Origin of the sequence: Streptomyces sp. NPDC049837, assembly GCF_040674455.1 — a bacterium.
In the GTDB taxonomy this organism is placed as follows: Bacteria; Actinomycetota; Actinomycetes; order Streptomycetales; family Streptomycetaceae; genus Streptomyces.
The window spans coordinates 307,252-326,990 of sequence record NZ_JBFAMP010000001.1; the positions used below are offsets into that span (position 1 = coordinate 307,252).

A 19,739-nucleotide genomic window follows, 5' to 3' on the forward strand; every position below is an offset into this window, starting at 1 on the left:
CGCATGGGCGGGCCGGTCAGCCGGTCGCCCCGGTGGAGAAGCCGTCCGCCGACCTGACCCGTTCGCGGATCCACACCCCGGCCTGCTTCAGCGAGCCGGTACCGGCCCAGGGGCCGTTGTTGGCGCAGGTGCCGGTCTTGAAGACGGCACCGGAGCGGTGGTCGTCGGAGAAGTTCCAGTTGACCCAGCTCACCTTCTTCTTCGCCATGAGGTCGAGATAGCGCTGCGCCATGGTGAAGTCGTTGGCGCCTTCGCCCGCGTAGTCCTGGGTGCCGAACTCGGTGACGAAGACGGGGAGCTTGTCCGCCGCCCTGGAGAGGGTGTTCAGGTACTCGTCGCGGTGGGAGGCGGCGTAGAAGTGGAAGGTGTACATGATGTTGGAGGCCCGCACCGGGTTGTTCACGACCTCCTTCTCGTCGGAGCCCTCCGACACGCCGAACGACGACCACGCGCGCGTGCCGACGAGGATGGGGCTGCGCGGATCCTGGGCGCGGATGACGGGGATGAGTTCCTCGGCGTAGCTCCTGATGCGGGACCAGCTCACGCCGCTGGGTTCGTTGGCGATCTCGTACAGCAGGTTCTTCTTGGCGCCGTGGCGCCGGGCGATCTCGGTGAAGAAGGTCTTGGCGCGGCTCAGGTTGTGGTGGGGGTCACCGGGGCTGAGCATGTGCCAGTCGACGATGGCGTACATGCCGCGTGAGGTGGCCTTTTCGATGATGGAGTGCACCAGGTCGGTGTAGCCGCGCGGGTCGGTCTCGTAGCCGCCCTCCTGGACGTACATGGAGATGCGCAGGACGTCCGCGTTCCAGTCCGTGGCCAGGGCGTTGAGCGAGCCGTCGGTGACGCACTGGCGGTACCACTGGAGGCCGTGTGTCGACATGCCGCGCAGTTGGATCGGTTTGCCGTGCTCGTTGCAGAGCTTGGTGCCGCAGACCGTGAGCCTGCCGTTGGCGGCGACCGGTGTCGCGGCGGTGGGGCCGGGTGAGGTGTTCACCGTTCCACGATCGGCGCCGACGGCGGCGGGGAGGCCGAGGACGGTGAGGGCGAGGAGGAGCGCGGCGAGGAGAGCGCCGGCGCTGCCGAGGGGACGTGTCCGGATCCGTGCCGGTCTCATGTGGGGGTCTCCGATGCGTTGACGGGAGTCGAGACTGGAAGGAAACTTTCCTAACTGATGGATAGCAGGCGCGAGTTGCGACATGCAAGGTTCATGACAACTTTGAGGGTGTCGGGAGGCGGTTGGCGTGTGACCCTCGATGAGGCCCGCTCGCACGAACTCGCCGCGCGCTTCGAGCGCGTGGACGCCGGACTCGCGACGGTCGAGGTGTACGACGTGACCTTCGCCGGCTTCGGCGGCCACCCCGTCAAGGGCTGGTTCGTCCTGCCCGCCGGGACGAGCGAGCCGCTGCCGGTGGTCGTCGAGTACCTCGGGTACGGCGGCGGGCGCGGCCTGCCGCACACGCATCCGCTCTGGGCGTCGGCCGGGTTCGCGCACTTCGTGATGGACACCCGTGGCCAGGGCAGCGGCTGGGCCGGCGGCGACACGCCCGACCCGGTGGGCAGCGGGCCCGCGTACCCGGGCAGCAGGCGGCCCAGCTCAGGTGGCTGCCAGGAAAGCTGACGGCCTGACGGCCCACGGCTCCGGGCGCTCTTGACCGGGAGCCGGTGCGGCGGCCGTTCGGGCGGACGGCATACTGACCGACCGGGCGCGATCACTTCCGACATGCTAGGAGCAGCCATGGTTGACCGGATCGCCACCGAGAAGACGACCTTCAGGCCGGTCTTCGAGGTGGGGTCGTCCTTCATGGAGCAGGCGCGGGGCATCGAGGCGAGGTTCCAGCACGCGATCGCCCCGGCGACGGTGGACTTCGACTTCGGTGAGATCAGCCGGGCGGCGAGCGGTATCCCCGACAGCTCGACGGTGAAGATCATTCGGGGCTGGGGGCTCCAGGAGACCGCTCCCGTCAGCGTGATGATCCTCTCCCTCCGGGAGGCCGTACGCCAGGCCCTTCCGGAGCCGTTCGAGAACACGGCCTTCTGGGAGAAGGTCGAAGGGGCGCTCACCGACGCCTTCGTGGGCCTGTACGAGCAGACGGGCACCCACCTCTCCTTCTACCGGGAGGAGCCGGACAACACCAGCTACTACTACAACCTGCTGTTCGCCCTCCAGGACGAGGAGACCGGCGGCTCCGTCCACGCCGTCGCCTTCTGCGCCAATGTGACGGTCGCTCTGAGCCCGGAGAAGGTGCGCGTCCTGACGGTCGGCGACACGGCCCCGTACATGATCCGCGTCAACGCCATCACCGTGCGGCGCACCGCACCGTCCGCGGGCTGACGGCGGCGTCCGCGGCCCACCGGGCCGCCATGCCTACGCGCTCGTCGCGGGGCGCGGCGTCCCGGCGGGCCCGGTGCTCCCGGTGGGGCCGGTGGTCCCGGCGGGAGCGGTGGGCCCGGTGGCCCCCGTGGGAGCGGTGACGCGATCGGGGAGGCGGTTGCCGACGCTCCGGTACGTGAGCGGCAGCCCCGCCAGCCGTTCGGGGAGCAGGCAGTTCTTGCCGTCCACGACCACGGCGGGCGGCGCCATCCTGGCGGCCATCAGGGACCAGTCGGCCTCGATGACCTCCGGCCACTCGGTGAGGACGACCGCCGCCCGGGCGCCCTGCACGGCGGTGCGCAGTTCCGCGCACGGCTGGGTGCCGGGGAACAGTTCCCGCAGGCGTTCGGGGTCGGTGGCCGGGTCCCAGATGCGGACGGCGGCCGCCTCGGCGACCAGTTGGGGGACGAGGGCGCGGCTGGGCGCCGCCCGCATGTCGTCGCTCCACGGCTCGTAACGGGCTCCGAGGACCGCGATCTCGCACCCGGCGAGCTGCTCGCCCAGTTCTTCGCGGAGCATGTCGCGCACGAGCGCGGGCTGTGCGCGGTTGACGGCGATGGTGGCGTCGAGCAGGGGTGTCGGGATACCGCGCTCGGCCGCCCAGTGCGCCAGTGCCGCCGTGTCCTTGGGGAGGCACGAGTCACCGAAGCCGAGGCCCGGCTGGAGGAAGGCGTGACCGATGCGGGGGTCGAGTCCCGCGCCCTGCATCACCTTGTCGATGTCGAGGTCCGGTGCGGCGCACAGCCGCGCGAACTCGTTGGCGAAGCTGATCTTCATCGCGAGGAAGGCGTTGCCGGCGTACTTGATCATCTCGGCGGTGTCGGGCGTGGTCACCACCCAGGGGCACGTCAGCTCGCCGTAGAGCTGGTGCAGCAGCGGCAGGGGGCCGTGCGACCACAGCCCGACGACGGTCCGGGAGGGGGTCGTCCAGTCGTCCAGGGCGCTGCCCTGGTTGAGGAACTCCGGGTTGTAGGCGTAGCGCTCGCGCATCTGGGGGTGGGCCTGGAGGAGCCGGGCGCTGGTGCCGGGCGGGACGGTGGACTTGAGCACCACGGCCGGTGGCGGCAGCAGGGCCGCCACCTCCGCCAGGGCCACCGTCACTTGTGACAGATCGGCCGCCCCGGTCCCGTCGGGCGGTGTGCCCACGGTGATCAGGACGACCTCGAAGGGCTCTCTGAGGTGCGTGTGGGCCAGGTCGGACGCGAAGGCCAGCCGCCCGGTCTCCCTGGCCAGCGTCAGTTCCTCCTGGAGCCCGGGCTCGGACACCGGAGTGCGGCCCGCTTCCAGTGCGGCCAGCCGCGCCGGGTCGCGCTCGATGCCCGTCACATGATGGCCCTGCCGGGCGAGGGCGACTGCCCCGGTCACTCCGACATAGCCCTGCCCAACGATGGCGACCCGCACGTGACTCTCCCGACACCCCGGCGACACCAGCCGACCTGCTGCCGCTCCGTACGCGGAAACGCCAGCTTGCGGCCCCCGGCGCCGCCGGGCCACCGGTCCCGGCCGGACGGGTGACGGTCAGCCCCTGGTGTTGGCGAACCAGGCGAATCCGTCCCCGTCCCGGCCCTTCTCCCCCTCCCGGTCCGTCTCCCCGCCACCGGCCGGGGCGGCTCCACTGTCCGGGGCCGGGGTGTTCGGCAACAGGAGTTCCACCCGTACGGTCCCCTTCTTGCGCTGCTGGGCGACGAACTCGTCGATCTGCGTGCGGCAGGCGTGGTCCAGGTGCGTCATGGCCGTGAGGTCCAGGCGGACGCGGGGCGTTCCGGCGGCGGCCCGGGCTTCGAGGGCCGCCAGCGCCTCCAGCAACTGCGGGAGCCTGACGAAGGTGGCGCTTCCCGTGATGGTCAGCTTCGCCGTGTCCCCGTCGGACGTCTGCCGCAGGGTGGTCCGGGACATGCGGAGCACCGCCAGCAGAGTCGCCGCCGCCAGGCCGATCAGCACGCCCTCCAGCAGCGCCGTACCGAAGATGGCGAGGGTGGTGACCGCCATGACCACGGCCTCACCCCGGTCCTGCTTCCAGAGCAGGCGGAACTGTTCCGGGGCGAACAGCTTCCACCCGCTGTGCACGAGGACGCCCGCGAGGACGGTGACGGGGATGAGGGCGAGCAGGCCCGGCAGCAGGAGCGCGAAGGCGAGCAGCCACAGGCCGTGCAGCGTACGGGAGAGGCGGGTGCGCGCTCCGGCCTGGACGTTGGCGGAGCTGCGGGCGACCACGGCGGTCATGGGCAGGGCGCCGAGGGCGCCGCAGACGGTGTTGCCGATGCCCTGGGAGAACAGTTCGACGTTGTAGCGGGTGCGCGGGCCGGTGTGCATGCGGTCCACGGCGGCCGCGGTGAACAGGCTCTCCGCCGACGCGATCACGGTGAAGGTGAGGATGGTGGCGATGACCGCCGGGTCCGCGAGCCCGGCCAGCTCCTCGGACCCGGGCAGATGGAGGGAGCCCAGCAGGTCGCCCACCTGGAGGGTGTTGATGCCGACGCCCGGGAGCGCGGCGACACCCATGCCGAGGACCACCGCGACGAGCGCGGCCGGCGCCCGGTTCACCGGTCCCGGCACCTTCTTCCAGACGAAGCTGAGTACGACGGTCACCGCCCCGAGCGCGGCGGCGATAAGCGCGTCCGGCCTGCCGAAGGTGGCGGCGAGCAGGCCCGGCAGCCCCAGCAGGTTCTCGACCGGTGTGCCCGGCGCCTTGGCGTCGGCCAGGACGTAGGACTGCCCGATCATCAGGGGCAGGCCGATCCCGGCGAGCATGCCCTGGATGACCGCGACCGAGATGGCCTGGAACATACGGCCGAGCCGGACGAGCGCGAGGGCGATCTGGAGCAGACCGCTGACCAGGACGATGATGCCGAGCATGGCCAGTCCGTGCTCCAGCACGGCTCCGGAGACGAGGGCCGCGAGGCCGGCTGCGGGGCCGCTGACCTGGAGCGCGCTGCCGCGCATCAGGCCGACGACGAGCCCGCCCACGATGCCGGAGACGATGCCCAGCTCGGGCGGGGCGCCGGAGGCCACGGCGACCCCGATGCACAGCGGCAGGGCGACCAGGAAGACGACGAACGAGGCGGTGACTTCCGTACCGAGGTGCGCGCCGCGCAGTTCGGCGGCGAGTGACGGGACGGCCGTTGAAGGTGCGCGGGTGGCGGACCGGGCGGTCAGCGGGGAGCGGGCGCCGGACCGGCCGGTGGGGCGGGCGTGCCGGGCGCGCTGTCGTGGCGGGGAGGGGGACGGCGTGGGGGACGGCGTGGGGGACGGCGTGGGGGACGGCATGGGGGACGGCATGGGGGGCGAACTCCTTGCGCGGGGCCGGAACCGGGCCGGCATCGACAACCGTGAGCGGGCCGGCGGGGTCAGTGGGGCGCGAAGCCGCCGTCCTCGCCCAGCTCGTGGAGTACGCCGGTGTCGATGCGGTAGTACCAGCCGTGGAGCCGCAGTTCGTCGTCGTCCAGGAGGCGGCGGACGACTGGGTAGGTGCCCAGCGTCGCGAGCTGGTGCACCACGTTGAGCTGGACGAGCCGCTCCAGCGATTCGGCGTCCCCCGGCGTCCGGGGGGCCAGCGCGGGGCGGACCAGGGAGAGCCACGCGTCGACACCGGGCAGGAGCGAGAGGTCGCGCCCGGAGGCGAGGGCGCTCATCGCGCCGCAGTGGGAGTGGCCGCAGATGACGACGTCCCGGATGCCGAGGACGTCGAGCGCGTACTCGATGGTCGCCACCTCGCCGGACACGTCGGCCGCCCAGCGCGGCGGAACGATGTTGCCCGCGTTGCGCAGTTCGAATATCTCCCCGGGACGGGCCCCGGTGATCAGCGCCGGTACGACACGGGAGTCGGAACAACTGATGACGAGGGCCTGCGGGGACTGACCGGCGGCCAGGCGCCGGTAGGTGTCACCGGCCCCGGCCACCTGCCGGTGGAAGGAACGGGCGTGGTCGAGAAGGGCCTGCATGTGTCCTCCTGGTCGACGGTCGTCGCGGGCAGCGCGTCGCGGTGCCCGTGGACTGTGCGGACGACCCTAGGAAGGCGTCTTCCAGGCGGAGGCCAGCGCTGGGTTAACAACAGTCCAGCGGTCGCCCAGGTTTTCGCCGTCGGTCAGGTGTGAGCAATCGCTCGAAGAGCGCGGTCACCGCCTGGCGGGGCCCGTCCTGTTGTACGGTGCGGAATCCGAACAGCCGTTGTGAGAAACGGTAGTTGGCGCATAGCCGGATGCCGTGCGGCGTGGTGCGCGCCGACGGGTACCGGAAGGACGGGAACGACTCATGCGGGTGCTGCTCATCGAGGACGACGAGTCCATCGCCGAACCACTGGCCGAGGGGCTCGCCCGTTACGGACTCGACGTCGGACGTGTGGCGACCGGCGGCGCCGCGCTCGCCGGGCCGTTCGGGGACATCGTGCTGCTGGACCTCGGCCTGCCGGACATGGACGGGATCGACGTCTGCCGCCGGATCCGGCAGGTCTCGCAGGTGCCGATCATCATGCTGACCGCCCGGGGTGAGGAGGCCGACCGGGTGGTGGGCCTGGAGATGGGGGCGGACGACTATCTGGCGAAACCTTTCAGCATGCGGGAGCTCATCGCCCGCATCCGCGCCGTCACCCGCCGCACGCGCGCGGCGGCCGGTCACCTGCCGGACGGGGCGGTCGCACCGGGCGGCGTGCCGGGTGTCGCCGGCGAAGGCGCCGAACGGGACGGCGGGCCGTACCGCCTGGGCGCCCTGGTGGTGGACCGGCGCACCCGGCAGGCATGGGTACGGGACGCCCTGGTGGCACTGACGCCCAAGGAGTTCGACCTGCTGGCGCTGCTGGCCGAGGACCCGGGCGCGGTGTGCTCGCGCCAGCAGATCCTGGACGAGGTGTGGGACCCGCACTTCCACGGCCCCACCAAGACCCTCGACGTCCATGTGGCGGCGCTGCGGCGCAAACTGGGCGATCCGGCGTGGATCCACACGGTACGGGGAGTGGGGTTCCGCCTCGTCGTCCCGGCATCGCGCAACTGACGGGCGGGGCGCCGCCGTGACCCGACGCCTGCTCCTGAGCTACCTGACCGTGGCCCTGCTGGTTCTGCTGTGCCTGGAGGTGCCCTTGGGCATCGTCTACGGCAGGGCCGAGCAGCAGCGCGCCACCCAGGCCGCCGAGGACGAGGCCGAGTCCCTCGCCGCCTACGCGGCCGTGTCCCTCGCGGGCGGTAGGACCGCCGCCCTGGACGACCGGGTGGCGCACTGTGCCGCACGTATCGGCGGAGAGGTGGCCGTCTTCGGCCCGGACGGCCGGCTCACGGCCTCGTCCAGCCCCCTGACGCCCGCTGGGGCGCGGGAGATGGCCGCCCGGGACGAGGTGCGGTCCGCGTTGCGGGGGCGGGCGGCCATCGACGTACGCACCGGGCCGGTGGGCGGCGGGGTGCGGGTGCTCGCCGCCGCGGCCCCGGTGCCGCTCGGCTCGTCCCGGTTCGGGGCCGTACGCGTCACGCTGCCCACCGACGCGGTGCACCGGCGGGTGCACGGCGTGTGGCTCACCCTGGCGGTGGTGGGGCTGCTGGCGCTGACGGCCGTGGCGGGGGTGGCGTTCTGGCTGGCCCGCTGGACGAGCCGGCCCGTGCTCGAACTGGAGCGGGTCACCGCCCGGCTGGCCGAGGGAGACCTGTCGGTACGGGCCACCCTGGCCACGTCGACCGGCCCGCCGGAGGTGCGGAGGCTCGCGGTCACCTTCAACGAGACCGCCGCGCGCCTGCAGCAGTTGCTGGAATCGCAGCGCGCCTTCGCCGGTGAGGCGTCCCACCAGCTCAAGACGCCGCTGGCCGCGCTCCGGCTGCGCCTGGACAACCTGGAGCCGGACGTGGCGGCCCATGCCAGGAGCGGCCTGACGGCGGCGATGACCGAGACGGAACGGCTGGCCCGCATGGTGGAGGGGCTGCTGGCGATGGCCCGGCTGGACGAGAAGGCCGTCATGCGGGTGCCCGTCGATCTCGACCGGATCGCCGTCGACCGCGTACAGACCTGGACGCCCGTGTTCGAGGAGCGCGGCTGCCGGCTGGCGCTGGGCGTCGAGCACGCCGGGCAGGCGCTCGCCGTGCCGGGCGCCGTGGAACAGATCCTGGACAACCTGCTCTCCAACGCCCTCCGGGTGTCGCGGCCCGGGTCCGTGGTGCTGGTGGACCGGCGGCTCCCCCGCCCGGCACGCCGGGGCCCGCGCGAACACCGCCCGCCGTGGGCCGAGCTGCATGTGATCGACGAAGGCCCCGGGATGCCTCCCGAGCAGCGTGAGCGTGCCTTCGACCGGTTCTGGCGCGCGCCCGGTTCGACCGAGGGGGGCAGCGGACTCGGCCTGTCCCTGGTGCGGCGGCTCGCGGTCGCCAGTGGCGGGCACGCCGCCCTGGAGGAGGCCGCCCGGGGCGGCATCGACGCAGTGGTGCGGCTGCCCTCGGTACCGTCACCACGGGGTCCCGGTCCGGCTCCCGGACGGGGCGAGTCGCCGAGGCAGTGGCCGGCCCGGAGGACCGTCCCCGTGCCCCGCCTCCGCGGCAGGCCGCACCCGCGCAGCACGCCCCGCCGGTGAAAGGGCCTCAGTCCCCGTGGCGTGCCGTCGGCAGGTGCACCACGACCAGGGCGAACGCCGCCAGCACGACGTAACGCAGCGCCGAGTCCAGTCCGTTCCAGTCGGAGGACTGCCACATGGCGAACCACTCACCGCCGATGCCGAAGAAGCCGAGCCCGAACAGCAGCAGCACCATCACCAGCCCGGCGCTGCTCGCCCGGCGCGCCCGGTCGTAGCTCCTCCGCCGCAGCCCCGCCGCCCAGAGCCAGGTGGCGAACGTGAGCAGGGCCGCCGTGAGGACCTCCCAGACGATGATGGCGAGGTACGCCGCGTTCTGGAGGGCGGGTGAGGTGACCGCCCGCCACATCAATTGCGGGTCCTTGAAGGTGGTGTCCATGGCCAGGACGTGCTGGACGAACTGCTGGTTGGTCCCGAAGTCGGTGATGTTGCCGAAGGCCACCAGGACCATGGACAGCGCGACGGTTCCCGTCAGGGCGGCCGCCGCGACGGGCAGGCTGCCCAGCCGGAGAAACCGGTCCACCGGAGTACCGGTGCGCTCACTGCTCACTGCCACGTCGAATTCCCCTCGTCCGCCACGTCGTTGCGCGCAACCTCTCCGCGCTCGTTCTCATCATCCCTCCTGCGACAGGTCAACACAGCAGTGGGGAAAGAACGATGGACCAGACGACGCCACCGGTCAGCGGCACGGGAACGGAATCGGGCGGCGGGCCGAGCCGTCGTCGCCTGCTGGGCGCCGGTGCGGCCGCCGCCCTCTCCGGAGCTCTGCTCACGGGCATCGCCGGCACCCGGGCGTCAGGGGCGGGCGCGGCGTCCGCGCCCAAGGCGCCGGGCGCGCCCCGCCCGGCGGACTGGGCGGCGCTGGGCAAGGGGCTGGACGGGACGCTGGTACGGCCGGGTGACCGTGACTACGACGTGGCCCGCACGCTGTTCAACCCCCGGTTCGACGCCGTCCGCCCGGCCGGTATCGCCTACTGCGCCCGGCCCGAGGACGTCCGCGAGTGCCTGGAGTTCGCCCGCGCGCACAAGGTGCCGGTCGCGGTGCGCAGCGGCGGCCACTCGTACGCGGGCTGGTCGTCCGGGCCGGGTCTGATCGTCGACGTTCAGCGGATGGCGTCCGTGTCGCTGACGGGCGGCACCGCGACGATCGGCGCGGGGGCGAAACTCATCGACGTCTACGACCGGTTGACCGCCCGTGGCCGCACCGTGCCGGCCGGGTCCTGCCCCACCGTGGGCGTGGCCGGTCTGGCGCTGGGCGGTGGCATCGGCGTCGTCAGCCGTGCCTACGGCCTGACCAGCGACAGCATCACGGGCGCCCGGATAGTGACCGCCGACGGCCGGATACGGGACGTCGACGCCAAGCGGGACCCCGATCTGTTCTGGGCGCTGCGCGGCGGCGGCAACGCGCAGTTCGGTGTGGTCACCGAGCTGCGGATGCGTACGCACGCGGCGCCGGAGTGCACCACGTTCTTCCTCCGCTGGCCCTGGTCGCGTGCCGCCGCCGTGGTGCGCGAGTGGCAGCGCTGGGCCCCCACCGCGCCGGACGGGATCTGGGCCAACCTGCACCTGGCGGCCCCGGTGGGCGGACGGCCCGGATCGGTACGGGTGGGCGGGCTCGCCCTCACGGGCCGGCGTGACCTGGAGAACCGGCTCGACCGGCTGGCCGGCGCCATCGGCGCGGCGCCCACGTCGGAGGCCATCCGTACCCGCCCGTTCATGGACGCGATGAAGGTCATGGGCGGGGTGTCCGGCTGGTCCATCGCGCAGGCCCACCAGAAGGGCACGCTCCCGGGCCGTACGCCGCAGGGCCGGGTGGCGCGCGAGTCGTACGCCGCGCACTCCGACTTCTACACGCGCCCCGTCCCGGCCGCGGGCGTCAAGGCGCTGATCGCCCGGGTGGAACAGCTCGCGCGGCTCACCGGAGGCGGGGCGGGCAGCATCGCCCTGGACGCGATGGGCGGCGCGGTGAACCGGGTACGGCCGGCCGACACGGCGTTCGTCCACCGCGACGCGCTCTTCCTCGCCCAGTACATCGTGTCCTGGCCGGACCGCGCCCCCGCGGCCACCGTGGCCCGCCACCGGGCCTGGCTGGACGGCACGCACGATGTGATGCGGCCGTGGGCGAGCGGCCGGGCGTACCAGAACTACACCGACCCGGCGCTGCGGGACTGGCGCCGTGCCTATTACGGCGCCAACATCGACCGCCTGGTGAAGGTGAAGGCGGCGTACGACCCGGGCCGTCTCTTCCGTCACCCGCAGGCGTTCTGAGCCGCTTCACCGGTTCGTCCGTCCCGGAGGGCGGATGTCAGTGGCGGGTGTCACGCTGATGCCGTACGCGATCGACGTGACACCCGCGAAACGAGGAAGTGCCGTGATCACCACCGACTTCGCTCCTGGCTCCCCCTGTTGGCTCGACCTCGGCGCCCCGGACATCCCGGCGGCGGCCGATTTCTATCGCTCGGTGTTCGGCTGGGAGTTCCAGCCGTTCAGCTCCGAGGAGGAGGAGTACGGCTCCTTCAAGCTGAACGGCAAGACGGTCGCGGGGCTCGGGAAGCTCACCGAGAAGGGGGCCCGTTCGGCCTGGATGATCTACTTCCAGACGCCCGACGCCGATGCCACGACCGAGGCCGTGCAGCGGTCGGGCGGCACGGTGCGGGTCGCCCCGATGGACGCCGACGGCGAGGGCCGGATGGCCCAGTACACCGACCCCCAGGGCGGCCAGTTCGCGGTGTGGCAGCCGGGGTCGTACAAGGGCGTGGAGGCGGTGGACGGGCCGGGGAGCCTGGGCTGGATCGAGCTGTACACGACGGACGCGGCGGCCGCCAAGGAGTTCTACGGGAATCTGTTCGGCTGGGAGACCCAGGACATGGAGCTGCCGGGCGGCGGCGGGACGTATTCGCTCATCACCCCGTCCGGTCTGCCTCCGGAGCGGATGCACGGCGGCCTGATGCAGCTCCCCGCCGACGCGCTCACCCTGACCGGCGGCCGCGCCTACTGGCACCCCGTCTTCGGCTCCACCGACTGTGACGCGACGGTCGCCACGGTGAGGGAGAAGGGCGGCACCATCCAGATGGGCCCGGAGGACGCGCCGGGTGTCGGGCGGCTCGCCGTCTGCGTCGACCCGGCCGGCGCGGACTTCGTGGTGCTCACCCCCGCCGAGGGGTGACCCGAGGGGTGACCCCGGACGGGGGACCCGAGGCGTGCCGCCGCGGTGCTCACCGGCCCGCCCGTCCGCCCGCGGCCTCCGCACCGCTCGGGGAGACGCCGTCGAAACGGGCGCTGAGCCGTTGGTGGACGAGGCGGGCGACATCGGCGAGCGTCAGGCCGCTGCCCATGAGTTCGGCGGGCGAGATCAGCAGGTCGAAGCGGCTGCGGACGGCCACGAGCAGTTCGGCGCCCATGAGGGAGTCCAGCCCGTAGTCCTCCAGACGGCGCCGGGGGTCCAGTTCGTCGCTGCCCATGTGGAGCACGTCCGCCAGGAGGGTCGCGAGCATCGAGGCGACGGCGGCCTCCGCCTCGTCCGGCGCCATCTGGGCGAGTTCCCGCAGTACGTCCGCGTGGGACCGGCCGTCGTCGTCGGTGGCGTCCGGCACCAACTGCTGGAAGCGCGGACCGGCGAGCAGCGGGAGCAGGCCCTTCGCGCGGGCCCAGTCGAAGCGCTCGACGCCGGCGACGGCGGTGCCGTCCGCCGGCAGCAGCGGCCCGGCCGCCGTGAACGCCTCCCGCGGGGTGAGCGGGACCATGCCCATACGGGCCATCGAACGCCCCAGGTCGTGGCGCGCGACGTACCCCGTCTCCGCGATGGCGCCCCACGCGATCGTCGTGGCGGGCAGCCCGTTCGCGCGGCGGTGCCGGGCGAGCGCTTCCAGGTAGGCGTTGCCCGCCGCGTACGGCGCCTGCCCGATGTTGCCGATGGAGGCGACGACCGAGGAGTAGGCGAGGAACAGGTCCAGCGGCCGGTCGCGGGTGAGCCGGTCCAGCAGGGCGGTGCCGGTCGTCTTCGGGGCCAGGACGGCGCTCACGCGCGGGTCGTCGAGCCCGGCGAGCGGCGCGTCGTCCAGGTGCATGGCGCAGTGCACCACCCCGCGCAGCGGCCGGCCGGTGGCGTCGATGTCCCGGATGAGCCGCCGCACGGCGTCCGGGTCGGTGACGTCGGCCGCGTACGCGGTGGCCGTGACGCCCTGTTCGGCGAGGCGTGCCAGGACGGCGGCCGCTTCGGGGGCCCGGTCGCCGCGCCGGCTCACCAGCGCCAGGTGGGTGGCGCCGAGGCCGGCCAGCCGGCTCGCGGTGGCGGCGCCGAAGCCGCCGAGCCCGCCGGTGACCAGGTAGGTGCCGGACGGGTCGAGGCGGGGCGCCCGGGCGCCGTCGGTCACCGGTACCGGTTCGTCCAGGGGGTCGAGGGTGACGACGACCTTGCCGAGGTGGCGGGAGTGCTGGAGGAGGCGGAAGGCCTCGTCGACGCGCGCGGCCGGGTAACCGTTGTAGGGCAGCGGCCGGTACGTGCCCGCCGCCACCCGCTCGGACACCTCGGCGAACAGCTCGCCGGTGCCGGGGGCTTCGGGCGGCAGGGTGTTGAGGTCGACGCCGAAGAAGGCGATGTTGTGGTCGAAGGGGCGCAGTGACAGCGGCTTGTTCTCGAAGATGTCCCGCTTGCCGAGTTCGATGAAACGCCCGCCCGGCCGCAGCAGGTCCAGGCTGCGGGCGATGGCCTCGCCGGCGAGGGAGTTGACGACGACGTCGACTCCGGTGCCGCCGGTGATGCGGCGCACCTGGGGCGCGAACTCCAGGCTGCGGGAGTCCAGGACGTGCTCGACGCCCAGGGTGCGCAGCCAGTCCCGTTTGGCCTCGCTGCCCGCGGTGGCGATCACCCGGGCGCCCGCGGAGCGGGCGTACTGGAGGGTGGCGAGGCCGATACCGCCCGCTCCGCCGTGGACGAGGACCGTCTCGCCGGGGGCGAGGCGGGCGAGCCGGTGGAGGCTGTGGTGGACGGTGGCGTGGACGACGGGGAGGGTCGCGGCCTCCGCGAAGCCCATCGCGTCGGGGATGCGGCCGAGGGCGTTCTCGGAGGCGAGGGTGTGCGAGGCGAGTGAGGCCGGAGCGAGCCCGAACACCCGGTCCCCCACGGCCCAGCGGGTCACGCCGGGACCGACCTCGGTGACGACCCCGGCGCACTCCAGCCCCGGCCCCTGGGCGGTGGGCGTGCCTTCGACGGCTTCCTGGGGCAGCAGCCCGTTCGCCACCAGGGTGTCCCGGTAGTTGAGCCCCACCGCGCGGACGGCGACGGTCACCTGTCCGGTTCCGGGCCGTGGCGCGCTGGTGCGCTCCCACGTCAGGCGGTAGTGGAGCCCCGGTTCGCACACGCGCAGCCGGAAGGCGCCGGCGGGCGTGGACTGCGGCGTGAGGTCCGGCCGGGTGTGGGTCTCGCGCGGTACGAAGCGGCCGTTGCGGGTGAGCACGATCTCGTCCTCGTCGCCGGGCGCGAGCAGCTCGGCCGCCAGGCGCCGGGCGTCCGCCTCCGGTTCGCCGCAGCGCTCCAGGCTGACCCGCCGGATGCCGAGCCGGGGCTGCTCGTTGGCGAGGGAGCGGGCCAGGCCCCAGACGGCCGCGTCACCGGGGTGGGCGGGGTTCTCCGGGGCGGGGAACAGCCCGCTGGGCCGGGTGACGAGCCACAGCCGGACGGTGACATCTTCGGGGAGGGTGTCCCGGCAGACGGTGGCCACCGCACGCAGGAGGGCAGTTCTGCGGGTGGCCTGTGCGGTGAGGCGGGCGGGGTCGGTCTCCGGTTCGGCGAACAGGACGGCGAGGGTCACGTCCTGGGCGCCGGTCGCCGGCAGTTGGGCGAGGGCTTGGGCCACGTCGGCATCGGCGTCGGCGGCGACGGTCGTGACGGTGGCCGGGCCGCCGGCAGCCTTCCGCAGCCGGTCGGCGACCACCCGGCCCAGGGCACCCTCGTCCTCGCTCTCGACGGCGACGACCCAGGCGGTGCGCCCCTCCGGCGCGGGCAGCGGCTCCGGGGCGGCGGGGCGGTCGTCGGCGGGCGCGGCGGCGAGCAGCACGGAGTAACCGTCCCGTGCGGGCTGCCGGTCGTCTCCGGTCCGGACGACGTCGGTGAAGCCGCACTCCTCCAGCAGCGGTGGCCACTGGTCCCGGCCGAGCAGGATCGAGTGCGGGCGCAGGTGCTGGTCGTCGCGCTGCCAGAAGCTGTCCAGGGTGCCGAAGATGGTGCTGAGCTGCTCGGTGTCGTGGGGTTCCAGGGCGAGCAGGAGCCCGCCCGGCGCCAGGAGGGTACGGACCCGGTGCAGGGCGGCGGCCACATCGGTGGTGGTGTGCAGGGCGTGGGCGGCCACGACGAGGTCGAAGGCTCCCTCGGTGAAGCCCTGCGCGTGCGGCTCGGCGTTGAGGTCGAGCGTCCGGTAGTCGAGGAAGTCGTAGGCGCCGAAGCGGTGTTCGGCGCGGGTGAGGAAGGCCGCCGAGACGTCCGTGTACGTGTAGTGGGTGCGCTCGGGCGGGAGGAGCGGCAGCAGAGCGGCCGTGGTGCCCCCGGTGCCGGCGCCGACCTCCAGGACCCGCAGCGGCCGGTCGGCCGGCCAGGCGTCGACGAGGCCGCGCACCAGCGCCTGGGCGATGCGGTTGAGGAACCGGGTCACCGGCGCGAGGTCGTAGAGCTGTTCGTAGGCGGCGCCGTCGGAGGCCACCAGCTCCATGGGGTCCCGGGCGCCGCGCAGGACGGCGTCCAAGTGGCGTGCCCGCCTGGCGAAGAGCGCCGCCTCGGCGCAGAAGCCCGGGTGGTCGGCCACGAGGCCCCTCAGCAGCTCCGGGGCCCGGGAGGTCGCGGTCGTCAGGCGCCGGCGCCCGTCCGGGAGGGACGTCAGCAGACCGTGCCGCTCCATCAGGGGCAGCATCAGTCCGACGAGATTCCGGTGGGACTCCCGCAGTCCGTGCTCCGTGAGCACCGTCATGTCGAAGGCCGCGCCCGGGTCGGGCAGGAAACCGCGCAGTACCTCGGCCCAGGTGTGGGCGACGGCTTCCTTCTGCGCGGTCACGAACCGCTCGTAGGGCGTCTCCCGCCAGGCCGTGAGCAGCGCGGTGATCCGCTCGGCGGCGGCCGCCGCGACGCGGGACGGCGCGGGCGGCGGCGGGCAGGACGCCGGCGGGGGGCTGTCGGGGCGGGGGGCGGCGCGCAGCACGGTGTGCCGGAGCATGACCGGTGCCGGCTCGGCCTCGGTGAGGCGGCGCAGCCGGCAGCCCTCCAGTTCCACGGTGACGGTGCCGTCGTCGTCGGTGAGGAGGATGTCCCAGCACACCTCGGCCGCGCTGCGGGACCGCTCCCGTACGTGCACCAGGCCCGTGGCGGAGGGGGTGCCCCAGACGCGTACGGCGCCGATGGCGAAGGGCAGGTAGGGCGACGCGACCGCCGGGTCGTCGTGCAGCAGGGGCGCGCCGGCCTGCAAGGCGCCGTCCAGCAGGGCGGGGTGCGCTTCGTAGGGGGCCGGATCGGTGTCGGCGTCCTCGTGCCGGTAGGTGGCCAGCACTTCGCCGGTGCCCGCCCGGAGGCCGGTGAGCACCTGGAACGCGGGCCCGTAGGCGAGGCCCGCGCGCTCGCACGTCCGGTAGTGGTCGGGGCCGCTGACGGCGCGCGGGCACCGGGCGCGTACGGCGTCGGCGTCCAGGGATTCGGGGCGCGTGCCGAGCAGGGCGCGCACCCGGGCCCGTACGTGCTCGCGCGGTTCGTCGCCGCGGCCGCCGGTGCTGGTGACGGTGAGCGCCCCGTCGTCCGGTGTCACCGTCACCTGTGTGCGCAGCGGCCCGGGATCGGGCCACGGCACGGCCAGGGGGCGGTCGATGCGCAGGTACGCGACCTCGGCCGGGGCGCCGAGGGTGCGCCGGCCTGCCGCGAGGGCCATCTCGACGTAGCCGGTGGCGGGCATGACGACGCTGCCCGCGACCCGGTGCCCGGCCAGCCAGGGGACGAGGGCGGGGTCCACGGGGGCGGACCACAGCGGCTGCGGGGCGGGGATCCGCTCGCCCAGCAGCGGGTGGTCGATCCGGCCGTCGCCGCCGGTGCGCAGCACCCAGTCCTCCGGGGCGCCGTGCCAGTGGTGTTCGCGCTGCCAGGGGTAGGCGGGCAGGTCGGCCGGCCGGGCCGGGTGCGGGAAGTGGCGGTCCCACTCCACCGGGGCGCCCGCCGCGAGCAGTGCCGCCAGTGCGGTCGCCATGGCGGCCACACCGTCGGCGTCCCGGTGCAGCGTCGGTACGTAGCCGACGGGCGCGTGCGCCGGGGTGGGCGCGGTACGCCGCAGGTAGGGGCGCAGCACCGGGTGCGGGCCGATTTCGAGGAGGATGCCGGCGCCGTCGGTGAGCGCGCGGTCGACGGCACGGGCGAAGCGCACGGGTTCGCGGACGTTGCGCCACCAGTAGTCCGCGGTCAGTTCCTCGCCGGGCACGGGGGCGCCGGTGACGGTGGAGACCATCGGCACCCGGGTCGCGGTGGGCGCCAGGCCGCTGAGGGCGCGGGCGAGCGGTTCGCGCAGCGGGTCCATGGCGCGGCTGTGGAAGGCGTAGTCCAGGCCGAGGTCGCGGAAGAAGACCTGGCGGGCGCCGAGTTCCTCGCCGAGGGCGGCGAGTGCGCCCGGGTCTCCGGCGACGGTGACGTCCCGGGCGCTGTTGACACCGGCGATCTCCAGTCGTCCCTCGTACGCGGTGAGGGCCTCGCGCGCGTCCGCCTCGCCCAGGCCCACCGCGGCCATCCGCCCGCTGCCCGCCGTGGCGGCCTGGGCGCGGCTGCGCTCGGCGATCACGCGGGCGGCGGAGGGCAGGTCCAGTGCTCCGGCGGCGTGGGCGGCGGCCACCTCGCCGACGCTGTGCCCGATGACGGTGGCGGGGCGCACGCCGCGCTCGGCCAGCAGGGCGACCAGGGCGACCTGGACGGTGAAGAGCATCGGCTGGGCGATCTCCGTGCGCTGCCACTGGGTCGGTTCGCCCGTCTCCAGCCGCTTGGCGACGGACCATCCCAGGTGGGGGGCGAGTGCGGTGTCCACCTCGTCGACGGCCCTTCGGAAGACCGGCTCGTGCGCCATCAGGTCGGCGGCCATGCCGGGCCACTGGGAGCCGTTGCCGGAGAAGACGAAGGCCACCGTGCCGGTGCCGTGCGCCTCACCGACCGCGCCGGCGGCTGCCGCCGGGGCGCCCGCCGGGACGTCCTCACCGTCGCCGGGGAAGAGTGCCGTGAGCCGCTCCGCCGCCTCCCGTGGCCCGCTCGCCAGGACGACGGCGCGGTGCGGGTGCTTCTCCCGCCGCAGGCACGTGGTGTGGGCCAGGTCGTGGAACTCCCCCGGCTCGGCGGTGGCGAGACGTTCCGCCACCCGGGCCGCCGCGTCGCGCAGCGCCCGCGCGGACCGTGCGGAGACCAGCACCGGCAGCGGCCGTGCGTCGCCCGGTCCCGGGTCCTGCCGGGGCAGCGGGGCCGGGGCGGGCGGCGGGGTCAGGACGACGTGAGCGTTGGCGCCGCCGAAGCCGAAGGAGTTGACGCCCACGGCGGACCGCTCGGTCACCGTCACGGGAAGGGGTTCGACGGCCGGGGCCAGGCCCAGGCCCGGGAAGTCGATGTCCGGGTGGAGCGGCGCGGCGTGCAGGGAGGCGGGCACGTGCCCGTGGCGGAGGACGAGCAGCGCCTTGAACAGCCCGGCCATGCCGGACGCGGGCTCCAGGTGCCCGAGGTTCGACTTCACCGAGCCCAGCGGCAGCGCGCCGCCGGTGCGGCGCCGTCCCAGCGCCCGGCCGACGGCGCGGGCCTCGACGGGGTCGCCGGCGGGGGTGCCGGTGCCGTGCGCCTCGAAGTACACGAGGTCGTCGGGGTCCACTCCCGCCTCCGTGTAGACGGAGCGCAGCAGGTCCTCCTGCGCCGCCGCGCTGGGCAGGGCCACGCCCTGTGTCCTGCCGTCGCAGTTGCTGCCCGAGCCGCTGATCACCGCGTGGACGCGGTCGCCGTCGGCCAGGGCGTCGGCCAGGCGCTTGAGGACCACCACTCCCCCGCCCTCGGCGCGTACGAAACCGTCGGCGTCTGCGGAGAACGCGGCGCACCGCCCGCGCCGCGACAGCATCGCCGCCTGGGAGAAACCCACCCAACCGAGCGGACCGGCCAGCAGGTTGACGCCTCCGGCCAGGACCGTGCGACCGCTGCCCTCCTTCAGGAAACGGCATGCCCGGTCGAGTGCCACCAGGGAGGAGGAGCACGCCGTGTCGATGGCCATGCTGGGCCCGCGCACGTCCAGGAAGTGCGACAGGCGGTTCGCCCCGAGGGCGGCGGCGGCGCCGAGCATGGTGTACGGGTTCACGTCGTCGGTCAGGGTCAATTGCAGCGTGCCATAGGAATGGTCGGACATTCCGATGAATACGCCGGTGTCCGACCCCGCCAGGGAAGAAGCCGGAATTCCCGCGTCGTCCAGGGCCTCGACCGCCATTTCCAGCAGCAGCCGGTGCTGGGGGTCCATCTGCGCCGCTTCCCTGGGCGAGATGCCGAAATAGGCCGCGTCGAATCCGGCCACGTCGGAGAGGAAACCGCCCGCCGCGGTGTACGCCTTTCCCGGCCGTGGCGTGACGGGATCGACGAACCGCCGGACGTCGAAACGGTCGTCCGGCACCTCGCGGACCAGGTCACGACCCTCGTCCAGGGCGTTCCAGAGGCCTCTCAAGTCATTGATGTCGCCCGGCAGCCGGCATCCGACACCGATCACAGCAATTGCGCCCTCGTAACCGCCGGTGCCGGTGGATCCCATGAGCGTGCCTTCCCTAGGAGTTTACGGCCGTGGGTCATCACAGTCCTCTGATCTG

At 73.7% G+C, this 19,739-nt stretch carries 11 protein-coding genes and 1 pseudogene; 6 read left to right on the top strand and 6 right to left on the bottom strand.

Annotated features, from left to right (window positions below; translation table 11 throughout):
* Positions 1-16: 16 nt before the first annotated feature.
* Positions 17-1,114, bottom strand: coding sequence for a glycoside hydrolase family 5 protein (locus tag AB0J57_RS01480; protein WP_366125863.1), 1,098 nt, complete (start codon positions 1,112-1,114; stop codon positions 17-19).
* Positions 1,115-1,246: 132 nt separating this feature from the next.
* Here AB0J57_RS01480 and AB0J57_RS01485 point away from each other — a divergent pair.
* Both AB0J57_RS01485 and AB0J57_RS01490 read left to right on the top strand, forming a co-directional pair.
* Positions 1,247-1,579, top strand: a pseudogene (locus AB0J57_RS01485) (acetylxylan esterase); the annotation flags it as partial.
* A 156-nt stretch (positions 1,580-1,735) separates the two neighbouring features.
* Positions 1,736-2,332 (top strand): Type-2Aa cytolytic delta-endotoxin, encoded by a 597-nt coding sequence (locus AB0J57_RS01490; protein WP_366125864.1) that lies wholly within the window; start codon positions 1,736-1,738, stop codon positions 2,330-2,332.
* 33 nt (positions 2,333-2,365) lie between these two features.
* On the opposite strand, the gene AB0J57_RS01495 is transcribed toward AB0J57_RS01490, so the two are convergent.
* From AB0J57_RS01495 to AB0J57_RS01505, 3 genes are all read right to left on the bottom strand, one after another.
* Positions 2,366-3,772, bottom strand: coding sequence for a UDP-glucose/GDP-mannose dehydrogenase family protein (locus AB0J57_RS01495; RefSeq protein ID WP_366125865.1), 1,407 nt, complete (start codon positions 3,770-3,772; stop codon positions 2,366-2,368).
* 117 nt (positions 3,773-3,889) lie between these two features.
* A complete protein-coding gene (locus AB0J57_RS01500) occupies positions 3,890-5,650 on the bottom strand; it encodes a SulP family inorganic anion transporter (protein WP_366125866.1) in 1,761 nt (586 codons plus the stop codon).
* A gap of 68 nt (positions 5,651-5,718) precedes the next feature.
* Positions 5,719-6,312 (bottom strand): carbonic anhydrase, encoded by a 594-nt coding sequence (locus AB0J57_RS01505; protein WP_366125867.1) that lies wholly within the window; start codon positions 6,310-6,312, stop codon positions 5,719-5,721.
* 310 nt (positions 6,313-6,622) lie between these two features.
* On the opposite strand from AB0J57_RS01505, the gene AB0J57_RS01510 reads away from it, so the two are divergent.
* Positions 6,623-7,357, top strand: a complete 735-nt coding sequence (locus tag AB0J57_RS01510) for a response regulator transcription factor (RefSeq protein WP_366125868.1) — start codon at positions 6,623-6,625, stop codon at positions 7,355-7,357.
* A 16-nt stretch (positions 7,358-7,373) separates the two neighbouring features.
* Entirely contained in the window at positions 7,374-8,912 is a 1,539-nt protein-coding gene (locus AB0J57_RS01515) for a HAMP domain-containing sensor histidine kinase (protein ID WP_366125869.1), read from the top strand.
* 7 nt (positions 8,913-8,919) lie between these two features.
* On the opposite strand, the gene AB0J57_RS01520 is transcribed toward AB0J57_RS01515, so the two are convergent.
* A complete protein-coding gene (locus tag AB0J57_RS01520; protein WP_366126442.1) occupies positions 8,920-9,459 on the bottom strand; it encodes a DUF2165 domain-containing protein in 540 nt (179 codons plus the stop codon).
* 107 nt (positions 9,460-9,566) lie between these two features.
* Between AB0J57_RS01520 and AB0J57_RS01525 the strand changes: the two genes are divergently transcribed.
* Together AB0J57_RS01525 and AB0J57_RS01530 are read left to right on the top strand one after the other, a co-directional pair.
* A complete protein-coding gene (locus AB0J57_RS01525) occupies positions 9,567-11,177 on the top strand; it encodes an FAD-binding oxidoreductase (RefSeq protein WP_366125870.1) in 1,611 nt (536 codons plus the stop codon).
* Between the two features lie 103 nt (positions 11,178-11,280).
* Positions 11,281-12,075, top strand: a complete 795-nt coding sequence (locus AB0J57_RS01530; RefSeq protein WP_366125871.1) for a VOC family protein — start codon at positions 11,281-11,283, stop codon at positions 12,073-12,075.
* A gap of 49 nt (positions 12,076-12,124) precedes the next feature.
* Here the strand turns inward: AB0J57_RS01530 and AB0J57_RS01535 are convergent, their stop codons facing one another.
* Positions 12,125-19,684, bottom strand: coding sequence for an SDR family NAD(P)-dependent oxidoreductase (locus tag AB0J57_RS01535; RefSeq protein ID WP_366125872.1), 7,560 nt, complete (start codon positions 19,682-19,684; stop codon positions 12,125-12,127).
* Between the last annotated feature and the right edge of the window lie 55 nt (positions 19,685-19,739).